Origin of the sequence: Muriicola sp., assembly GCF_041567615.1 — a bacterium.
Lineage (GTDB): Bacteria > Bacteroidota > Bacteroidia > Flavobacteriales > Flavobacteriaceae > Muriicola.
In genome coordinates this window covers 1-10,044 of record NZ_JBFGBM010000093.1, presented here as the reverse complement: position 1 = coordinate 10,044, position 10,044 = coordinate 1, and the positions used below count along the sequence as shown (strand labels likewise).

The window sequence follows — 10,044 nt, the reverse complement described above, 5'->3', positions numbered from 1 at the left end:
TGTCCCCGGTGCGGTCGAACCAGAGTCCGGCTCCTCCATAGGCCATCAGAAAGACCCCAAGCCCGTAGCCCATGAAGACCGAGATGGCCCCTAAGAGGATCAACAGTACATGGACTACTTGTTTGAATGGCAACTTAAGTTTCCTTTTTCGGAACACTACTGCTGCAAAAGGCGGGATCAGAAAGAGGGCAATCACCAGGGAAGCCGTCAGCGCCATCGTCTTGGTAAAGGCCAGGGGCCTGAACAACTTTCCTTCCGCCCCTATCATGGTAAATACGGGCAGGAAACTGATGATGGTGGTCATGACAGCCGTGAGAATGGCGCCGGAGACCTCAGAGGTGGCATTGTATACGAGCTCGTCCATGGTGTACTCTTCCCCGTTGTCTTTTAACCTGAGTTGTGGATCCTCCATATGTCTGATCACATTTTCGGCCAGGATAACCCCCACGTCTACCATGGTACCAATGGCAATGGCGATCCCGGAGAGGGCCACGATGTTGGCGTCTACCTGAAAGAGCTTCATGGTGATAAAGACCATCAGGATTCCCAGGGGCAGGAGGCCGGAGATCAGTAAGGAGGCCCGCAGGTTGAAGACCATAATCACGATGACCAGGATAGTGATCAACACCTCATAGGTAAGGGCCTCATTGAGGGTGCCCAGGGTTTCCTGAATCAATTCGGTCCTGTCATAAAAAGGCACGATCGTCACCTTGGAGGTACGACCATCAGCCAAGACTTTGGTTGGGAGCCCTGCACTTACTTCGGCTATCTGGTCCTTTACATTATCAATCACTTCCATGGGATTGGCACCATACCTGGCTACCACCACGCCTCCCACTACCTCAGCACCTTCTTTGTCGAGTACGCCCCTTCGCGTGGCCGGACCCAGGGTAACCTTGCCGATATCCTTAACGCGAATAGAGGTGAATTCCTCGGAACTTACGACGGCATTCTCCACGTCGGCGACCGACTTCACATAGCCCAGGCCTCTGACCAGATATTCCGCCCTGTTCATCTCTATAGTCTGAGCGCCTATATCCTGGTTGCTCTGACTTACAGCTCTTGCGATGTCGGCCAGGCTTACGTTGTATTGACGCATTAGTTCCGGATCGACGTCAACCTGATATTCCTTGATAAAACCACCGATGGACGCCACTTCGGAGACCCCACTCGCTGAGGAAAGGGCGTATTTCACTGTGAAATCCTGAATACTTCGCAATTCTTGCAGATCCCACCCACCTGTCACATTACCGTCCTGGTCCCGGCCTTCCAGGGTGTACCAGTAAATCTGCCCCAGACCGGTGGCATCAGGACCCAGAGATGGGGTCACCCCCTGGGGAAGCAGACCGGCCGGCAGGGAATTCAGTTTTTCAAGAATCCTGCTTCGGGACCAGTAAAATTCCACATCTTCCTCAAAGATGATGTAGATACTGGAATACCCGAACATGGAAGTACTCCTAATGGTCTTTACCCCGGCTATTCCCAGGAGAGAACTCGTCAGAGGGTAGGTAACCTGGTCTTCGATGTCCTGGGGTGAGCGACCTTCCCATTCAGTAAAGACGATTTGCTGGTTCTCCCCTATATCCGGGATGGCATCCACCGCCACGGGATCTGAAGGTAGGATCCCGGTGTCCCAGTTAAAGGGGGCGTTCACGACCCCCCAGCCGAGGAACAAGACCAGGAGGATAAAGGCCACCAGCTTGTTTTCTATAAGGAATTTGATACTCTTGTTAAGCATTTGATTTGATCATTTAACTTTGAAATTAAGGAATTGAAGGGACTATAAAAGACCCAGCCCCAATGGCAAGGCAGAGGGGTTCATTTCAAAAGTCTGTGATCAAATAAGGAAGGTCTGGTCCAGAATCTGGACGTCCCGGATCAAAGGAGGCGGTGCATAATCCCTGTAGGGATCGTGTTCATCCTCCAAATCGGGTAAAAGTTGCAGATAGGTATATACGAAGGAGACCAGGAAGGTCTGTTGCTCTAAAGTAAGTTTGTCAAAAGAGGGTTGGAGGTCATCCTGTCCGGGGATGACGATGGCCAGGTCACTGCAGCAATGCGATTCCATGGTCTCGGAGGCCATGTCCATTTCGCCCATGTTCATACCACAGGTATCGGCCTGCTGATAGAATTTAAGATCCACCAGGGTCTTACCACAAAAATGCATGTCCATAGAAAAAGACATGGTGGCAAAAAGTACCAGAAGGGCCATTGAGACTGCCCCAAATTTCTGTAATACAGACCTCATACGCCTACAAAACTACAAAATAAATGGATTTATTGCACTGGTTGTGAAAAGTTTAGGAAACAAATCTCGGTTGGGATTCATTGTGAAAAGGGGGCTGAAAATCATGATAACAAGATCATTACGATTGTCTGTTACCTGTAAAATCAACGGATAAACTTAGAAGTCAGGGTGTTTACAAAGAGGATGTTGCCCATCTGCTCATATCCTGTAAAAACCTCCAGGTTGTCCTCTTTCAGGATGTTCTGTTCGTGGAATCCTATCAGGGTGAGATCGGCATCCATAGAATATCCGTTGATCAGCTGTTTGCGGTCCATATCCTCCTCTATGGCGATTACTCTTATATTCTTGGCCGATATTGGCAACCTCCCGCTGGAGGTGAGCTTGATGAGCTGTTCCTGTTCCCTGGCCAGGTGTTCCCTGGGGAAAGTGGCGTAAATCTTGATCTCCCCGTGCTTCCAGTCTGAATGGCCCAGGATGATGTAGGAGAGCAGGATCATCAGGCTGGCATTCTCGAAATCCTCTTTCTGGATCCAGATATGGATGTCTTTGTGATAGCCAAAACCTCGGTCTGAGCTGGCCAGGATGCACAGGTCGTAGTTGGCCGCCTTGAGCAAGCTGTAATTGTCCACGATATGAGACAGCCATTCCTTTTCTCCTTTTTTGTATTCGAAGAGCATCATATTGTTGGGTTTGCCCGAAATGCCCGGTTGTTGTATGGCCTGGACGATAGCAGCCGTATTGGAGGGAGAGATTATGGTCTCGAGGAATATATTGGAATTGCTGGTTGAGGCGATGTGGATGAGTTTCTCCAGTTTTTCTTCCGCCGCCGTCTTGGATTCTTTGGAGAAGAAAGCGTGTTCGAAATGTATAAAGGTGCCAAACCCGTAGCGGTGTGAGATCCACTTCATCAGGTCAAGTGCACCGTATCGTTCAAAGGAATCCTTTGACAGGCAGAGTACGGCAGGCCTCCAGTCCTCATCAGATTTGGCCTTATCTGCCTTTTGGAGGAAAACCTGCAGGGTACGGCTTAACTGATAGATCACTCCCTGAAATATGCTTGCCATCCCCTTTTTGGAGTCGCTCCTGGAAGAAACATAGAAGTAAAGGCCAATCATGACAAGGATAGCGGCGAACGCATAGGGCGTATTTATTTTGAACATGAGATAAATACACATGACAGCCCCGAGCAGGGAGAGGTACCACTTCGATTTAAAAGAAGGCCTGTAAGCAGGGTCTGCCGCAAAATGCTGGAGGAAGGAGATCAGGCAGAGGGAACCATAGGTGACCATAAAGAACATGGAGATGATTTCAGCCACCGCATTCACATCCCCCAACAACACAAAGAAAAAGGCGATGATGCTGGTAAGGATGGTGGCGTTTCTGGGTTCATTGGTCTTGAAGTTACCCCGGGACACCCAGTGGTTCACGAAGCGGTTGGGGAACACCTTATCGCCTCCGATAGCCTGGAGCGTCCTGGGGGCCACCATGAAGGATCCCAGGGCGGAGGAAATGGTCGCCGCTGCAAGTCCGATGGGAATGATAGGGCCCCAGAGCGCGATCTTGCCCATCACCAGCTGGTCGTTGATCAGGTCTTCAGGGGAAGCCGAACTGGCCAGTTTGTAGGCAATGAAGACATAGACGATCATGCCTATGATGGTTGCCGACAGGGTTCCCAGGGGAATGGCTTTTTTAGGGTCACGCAGGTCACCGGACAAGCCCACCCCGGCCGTCATCCCTGTAAAGGCCGGAAATATGATGGCAAATACATAGAAGAAACTATAGCCAGACTCAGAGCCTTTGAACAACTGCGAACTGTCAAAGATCTCAGAATATTCCGTGTCTCCGAGAAAGAACAGAACCAGGGAGATCGCGAGGATGGTGACCACCACATAGAGGGCTTTCATCCCGAGGGCAGCCCCTCTGCTCACCATCAGCCATATGAGTCCAAGTATGGCTGGGATACTGAAGAGGCGGTTGTCATAAAGCACATATCCCAGTTCGCTTTCCACCCAGGGTTTGATAGCGTCAAAGGCCTCGGCAAATGCGATGACGTAAAAGGCCACGCTGATCGCCTGGGAGAGGTAAAGGGCGATCCCTATGGCAGCCCCGATATTCACCCCGAAAGAGCGGGAAATGATAAAATACTCCCCCCCACCTTCCACTTTCTGGTTAGTGGCGATCTCAGCCAGGGCCATGGCCGTGGGGATGGTCACCATGTGTCCTATGATGATGATGAGTAAGGTACCGGCAAAGCCCACGGACCCCACGGCAAAACCAAATCGCAGGAACATAATGGCCCCCAGGATGGTGGAAATGGCCGTCAGGAATACGGGCAGAGTCCCGAAATTAGCCTTGGTTGCAGACAGCGATCTTTCCATCTCTGATTTCATGAAAACCCCTTTAAGATCGTACTCAAGGTACTATATTTCGCTGATTTAGTTCCGGTATTTTGGCATTTTATTCTGTTTCCTGTGTTCATTCCGTGTCGGAATTTAGGTGTGATTTGACCCGGCCTAAGAGCAAGAAATTGATCTTCAACTTTGGTCACGAAATAATAAATATCATTCCGAATGTTCCGGGTTATTCATACCTTAGTAGATCACTGCCGAAACCATTTATTGAAGCGTGAAGGCTGTTCTCTCTTTGCTGGTCCGGTCCGGACAGGAGCAATCAGCTATAGGTTATGAGTTCATTAAAAATTCCGTAAAATAGCGTCTTTTCTGGTCTGCGTTTCATTATTTTGCCGGGACCAGAAGAAGACAGGACGGATCGGCGTGAAACAGGCCCGGAGTCCAAGAAATAACGTATTGAATGAAAGTACAGTTTTTTACAAGAGAATATCCTCCCTATGTATACGGGGGTGCTGGGGTGCATGTAGAATACCTGGCAGCGGAATTATCAAAACTGATGGAGGTGGATGTGCGCTGTTTTGGCGATCAGGACGAGACCTCCGGCTCGCTTGCCGTCAAGGGATTTCCCTATGACAATCCCGTTTTTGACAAGACGGATGACAAACTCAAAGGCGTCCTGCAGACCCTGAGCACTTGTATTCATTTCAATGCTGAAGAGGTGGATTCGGACATCATCCACTGCCATACCTGGTATGCCCACTTTGCCGGAATTGTGGCCAAGCTGTGTTACGGAAAACCTTTGGTGATCACCATACATTCCCTTGAACCCTTAAGACCCTGGAAAAGGGAACAGCTGGGCCTGGGCTACGACGCTTCTTCCTGGATAGAAAAAACGGCTATAGAAATGGCTGATTCCATCATCGCGGTCTCCAGGGAGACCCAGGAGGATGTCCTGAAATTCTTTGACGTGGATGAAAAAAAGATCAGCGTCATCTACAACGGTATCAACCTGCAGGAATACCAGATCACACAGGAAACCTCAGCCCTGACCACCTACGGGGTGGATCCTGCAAAACCCTATGTGCTCTTTGTAGGTAGGATCACAAGGCAGAAAGGGATCATCCATCTGATGAATGCCATCAAGTACATCGATCCGGATACACAGATCGTGTTATGTGCCGGGGCCCCGGACACCAAAGAGATCGCTCAGGAAATGCAGGAAGGCATAGAGGAAGTTCGGAAAACGAGGGACAACATTATCTGGATAGACAAGATGCTGGATAAGAAATCTGTGATACAGCTGTATTCCCATGCCGACGTCTTTTGCTGCCCTTCGATCTACGAACCTTTCGGGATCATCAACATAGAAGCCATGGCGTGTAATACGGCCGTTGTAGCCAGCGCCGTCGGGGGTATCAAGGAAGTGGTCATCCCAGGGGAGACCGGTATTCTCGTCCCTCTGGAGCAGCAAAAAACAGCGCCCTTCGAACCCGTGGATCCAGATGCCTTTGCCAGGGACCTGGCCGAAGGGATCAACACCTTGATCCGGGATGAAACCCTGAGGAACAAAATGGCGGTCAACGGGCGGAAACGGGTGGAAGAGCACTTCGACTGGGCAGCGATCGCCCAGCAGGTAAAAACATTATATCAATCCTTAATTTGACGAGCATGCTAAATACGAACACACTGGCAATCATTCTTGGAGGTGGACAGGGTACACGATTGTATCCGCTCACGGAATCAAGGTCTAAACCCGCCGTTCCCATCGCAGGGAAATACAGGCTGGTAGACATTCCCATTTCGAACTGTATCAATTCTGAGATCAAACGGATGTTTGTCCTGACGCAGTTCAACTCGGCCTCCCTGAACAAGCATATCAAGAATACGTATCACTTCAGTTTCTTCAGCTCGGCCTTTGTCGACATCCTGGCCGCCGAGCAAACGATAGGGAATACAACCTGGTACCAGGGTACTGCAGACGCGGTCAGGCAGTGTATGCACCATTTTATCAGGCACGACTTTGATTACGCCCTCATCCTTTCCGGGGATCAGTTATATCAGATGGATTACAACCTGATGCTGGAAGCCCATGTAAATAGCGGGGCAGCGATCACCATTGGCACCATTCCCGTGCACGCCAATGATGCCCCGGCCTTTGGTATCCTGAAAGCGGACCCTGATCACAGGATCACCTCCTTTATCGAAAAACCGGCTACGGAATTGCTGCCTGACTGGACCTCTGACGTGAGCGAGGAGATGAAGGCACAGGGCAGGCATTATCTGGCCTCTATGGGTATCTACGTCTTTAACCGCGACCTGCTGATCGAACTGATGGACGACAATTCCACTGTTGACTTCGGGAAGGAGATCATCCCCCAGAATATCCACAAGCACAAGACCATGAGTTACCCGTTTGAGGGCTACTGGACAGATATTGGAAATATCTCTTCCTTCTTTGAAGCCAACCTGGGGCTTTGCGATGAGATTCCGAAATTCAACCTGTACGACAAAAAGAACCGCATCTATACCCGGGCACGGATGCTCCCCACCACCAAGATCAGCGGAACAAAGATGACCCAGGCCGTCGTCTCGGACGGGTGTATCATCCACGCCGCCAGTATTGAGCGATCTGTGATCGGGATCCGTTCGAGGATCGGGAAGGATTCGGTAGTGCGCAATACTTATGTGATGGGTAGCGATTACTACGAAACACTGAAAGAGATCGAAAACTTTAATATTGATATTCTGATGGGCATAGGGGAACGATGTCATATCGAGAATGTCATCGTGGACAAGAACTGCCGGATCGGAGACGATGTGACCATCAAAGGCGGATCGCACCTGGAAGACAAGGAGACCGATACCTATGTGATCAGGGACGGGATCGTCGTCCTTAAAAAAGGAGCGGTCATCCCAAAAGGCACGGTAATCTAGCACTCTATTAATTAGGTGAGCAGGGGATAAAGAACAAGGAAGCATTCCTGTCATACCCACAAGTAAATTCACTACCTTAGGAAGTCATGAAGCTTCAAGGCTTTCTCTTCCTTTGCTTATTATTCTGTGCCTTCGCAGACCTAACAGCCCAGGCAGGTCCTCCCATTTTCATTGACCGAATTGAGAATATCCGCTTTGACGGGCAAGTCGATGAGCCCGAATGGGATGCCATTGAACCTTTGCCACTGGTTCAATATGAACCCAGGGCCGGGGAGCCTCCTACGGAACGCTCGGAGATCCGCCTGGCCTATGACGACAGATATTTTTACATCTCCATACGCGCCTTTGAAAGCCATAAAAACGAGGTTAGGGCCACCTCCCTCTACCGTGACCGTATCGCAGGATCAGACCACCTGGAGATTCTCCTCGACACATACAACGACAACCAGACCGGATATATCTTCACCACGACCCCGACCGGTATAAGAAATGACGCAGAGGTCTTTAATGATGCCATTGTCAGCACGGTAACCCAGGGTGGTGCCTTTAACCGGGACTTCAATACGTTCTGGGATGCGGAAAGTGTAATGGATGGCCAGGGGTGGACCGCGGAGATGCGGATCCCTTTTACCAGCCTCCGGTTCCAGTCAGTAGATGGACAGGTCACCATGGGGATCATCGTGCAGCGTAAAGTGGCCCATAAAAACGAGAGGTTGGTCTTCCCGGCGGTCCCGCCCATCACCAACTGGGCCTTCCTGCGCCCATCTTTGGCTCAAAAGATCATTTTTACCGGTATCAGCCCCAGCAAGACGCTCTACATAACACCCTATCTCCTGGGTGGATATGACCGGAACTTTACCCTTGACCAGGCGGGTGAAGCCTACCAGGAGAACAGGGCTACACAGTGGAATGTAGGTGGAGATGTGAAGTATTCCATTACGAACAACCTTACGGCTGATTTTACTATCAACACCGACTTTGCACAGGCGGAGGCAGATGACCAGCTGGTGAACCTCACTCGTTTCTCCCTCTTCTTTCCGGAAAAACGGCAGTTCTTTCAGGAACGGTCTGCCATATTTGATTTTCGTACCGGAGGGATCAGCCGGCTTTTCTTCAGCCGGCGTATCGGCCTCACCAATACGGGGGATCAGGTGCCCATCTATGGTGGGGTACGTATGATAGGCAGGTCTGCCGACTGGGATTTTGGTCTGCTGAACATGCAGACACAATCCCTGGACACTATCCCATCCGAAAATTTTGGGGTACTCCGCCTTCGGAAAAGAGTTTTTAATGAGAATAGTTTTCTGGGAGGCATGTTTACAAGTCGGATTGACGCCGATGGGAATTCCAATTTGGCTTACGGCCTGGATGGGTTGATCCGGGTCTCAGGAGATGACTACCTCACCGTCCAATGGGCTCAGGCCTTTGACAGCCGGCAGGCAAAAGGGGCCACGGAGGATTTCAAAAATGGAAGACTGGCACTGGAAATGACCCGCAGACGGAGGCAGGGCCTGGGCTATACCCTGGGAACCATCTTTTCAGGGGAGAATTACGATCCCGGGGTGGGCTTCGTGGACAGGGAAAATTTTAAATATTTCACGGCCCTGGTCTCACAGACCTGGCTGAACCAGCAGGGCCCTTTTATCTTCCACACCTTCCAACCCTTCGGCAATACCTTTTTGGACAAGCGGGAAAACCGGGTGATCTCATCGGAATATGGCCTGGAGTGGGTTTTTACGAGGAGAAACCAGGACAGCGGGGGGATCAGGCTTACCAGCGTCTATGAGCGATTGACCTCGGAATTTGGGCTCGCACAAGACGTCGTACTCCCAGTGGGACAATACGATTTCTACCGCATCAATTTCCGGTATAATCAGGCCATCGATCGTACCATGCGTACCGGAGTTCAGTTCGAGACCGGAAGCTTTTACGACGGATGGCTGCATACCCTCAACATAAGTCCGGGATGGTATATTTCCAAACACCTGCAGTTAAACCTCGAATACCTGTACAATTACGGGAGATTCGATGGCAGGGCTGATCGGCTGAATTTCCAGATCGCACGACTCCGAGTGGGTACGGCACTCGACCGGAAACTGTCCCTCAACGGTTTGTTCCAGTACAACGGGGCCCAGGATATCTTTTCCCTCAATGCGCGATTCCGCTACAATTTCAGGGAGGGCCAGGATCTGTGGATCGTTCTCAATTCAGGGTACAACACGGACCGCATGAGTACCCTCCCTCCCCTGCCTTCGGTAAACAACCAGTCGGTCCTGATAAAATACATCCACACTTTCATTTTCGGGATCCGGCGTAACCCCTGAATGCAGTTCCTGCCTGGATATTCTGCCCCTTAAAAAGGCCTGTTTCGGTTCATACGAAGGTTCCCGGGATTTAAAATTCTCAGGCAGAGGACATAGCTCCGTTATTTTACAGTCTTCAGCACAATATCCACGAGATTTTTCGTTTGAAATACAGGGACTTCCCTAGTAAAAACGATACCTGATCTCC

6 protein-coding genes are annotated in these 10,044 nt (G+C 50.4%); 3 read left to right on the top strand and 3 right to left on the bottom strand.

Annotation, left to right across the window (positions count from 1 at the left end; genetic code table 11):
* From ABYP73_RS07835 to ABYP73_RS07825, 3 genes are all read right to left on the bottom strand, one after another.
* A partial coding sequence (locus ABYP73_RS07835) for an efflux RND transporter permease subunit (RefSeq protein ID WP_372973950.1) occupies positions 1 to 1,738 on the bottom strand: 1,738 nt, incomplete at its 3' end.
* Between the two features lie 99 nt (positions 1,739 to 1,837).
* Positions 1,838 to 2,212, bottom strand: coding sequence for a hypothetical protein (locus ABYP73_RS07830; RefSeq protein ID WP_372945181.1), 375 nt, complete (start codon positions 2,210 to 2,212; stop codon positions 1,838 to 1,840).
* A gap of 179 nt (positions 2,213 to 2,391) precedes the next feature.
* Positions 2,392 to 4,638: a hypothetical protein gene (locus ABYP73_RS07825; protein WP_372973949.1), complete on the bottom strand. Its 2,247-nt coding sequence runs from the start codon at positions 4,636 to 4,638 to the stop codon at positions 2,392 to 2,394.
* Between the two features lie 421 nt (positions 4,639 to 5,059).
* Between ABYP73_RS07825 and glgA the strand changes: the two genes are divergently transcribed.
* The 3 genes from glgA to ABYP73_RS07810 all read left to right on the top strand — a co-directional run bounded on the left by glgA (position 5,060) and on the right by ABYP73_RS07810 (position 9,857).
* On the top strand, positions 5,060 to 6,262 hold the full coding sequence (gene glgA / locus ABYP73_RS07820; protein ID WP_372973948.1) for a glycogen synthase: 1,203 nt from the start codon (positions 5,060 to 5,062) through the stop codon (positions 6,260 to 6,262).
* Positions 6,263 to 6,267: 5 nt separating this feature from the next.
* Positions 6,268 to 7,533: a glucose-1-phosphate adenylyltransferase gene (locus tag ABYP73_RS07815; protein WP_372973947.1), complete on the top strand. Its 1,266-nt coding sequence runs from the start codon at positions 6,268 to 6,270 to the stop codon at positions 7,531 to 7,533.
* Positions 7,534 to 7,619: 86 nt separating this feature from the next.
* Positions 7,620 to 9,857 (top strand): DUF5916 domain-containing protein, encoded by a 2,238-nt coding sequence (locus ABYP73_RS07810; protein ID WP_372973946.1) that lies wholly within the window; start codon positions 7,620 to 7,622, stop codon positions 9,855 to 9,857.
* Positions 9,858 to 10,044 lie beyond the last annotated feature (187 nt).

Bases quoted from the DNA above. Each gene is read 5' to 3' on its own strand.
- ABYP73_RS07830 (WP_372945181.1), bottom strand. From the start codon at position 2,212: ATGGCCCTTCTGGTACTTTTTGCCACCATGTCTTTTTCTATGGACATG.
- ABYP73_RS07815 (WP_372973947.1), top strand. From the start codon at position 6,268: ATGCTAAATACGAACACACTGGCAATCATTCTTGGAGGTGGACAGGGT.
- glgA (WP_372973948.1), top strand. From the start codon at position 5,060: ATGAAAGTACAGTTTTTTACAAGAGAATATCCTCCCTATGTATACGGG.
- ABYP73_RS07810 (WP_372973946.1), top strand. From the start codon at position 7,620: ATGAAGCTTCAAGGCTTTCTCTTCCTTTGCTTATTATTCTGTGCCTTC.
- ABYP73_RS07825 (WP_372973949.1), bottom strand. From the start codon at position 4,638: ATGAAATCAGAGATGGAAAGATCGCTGTCTGCAACCAAGGCTAATTTC.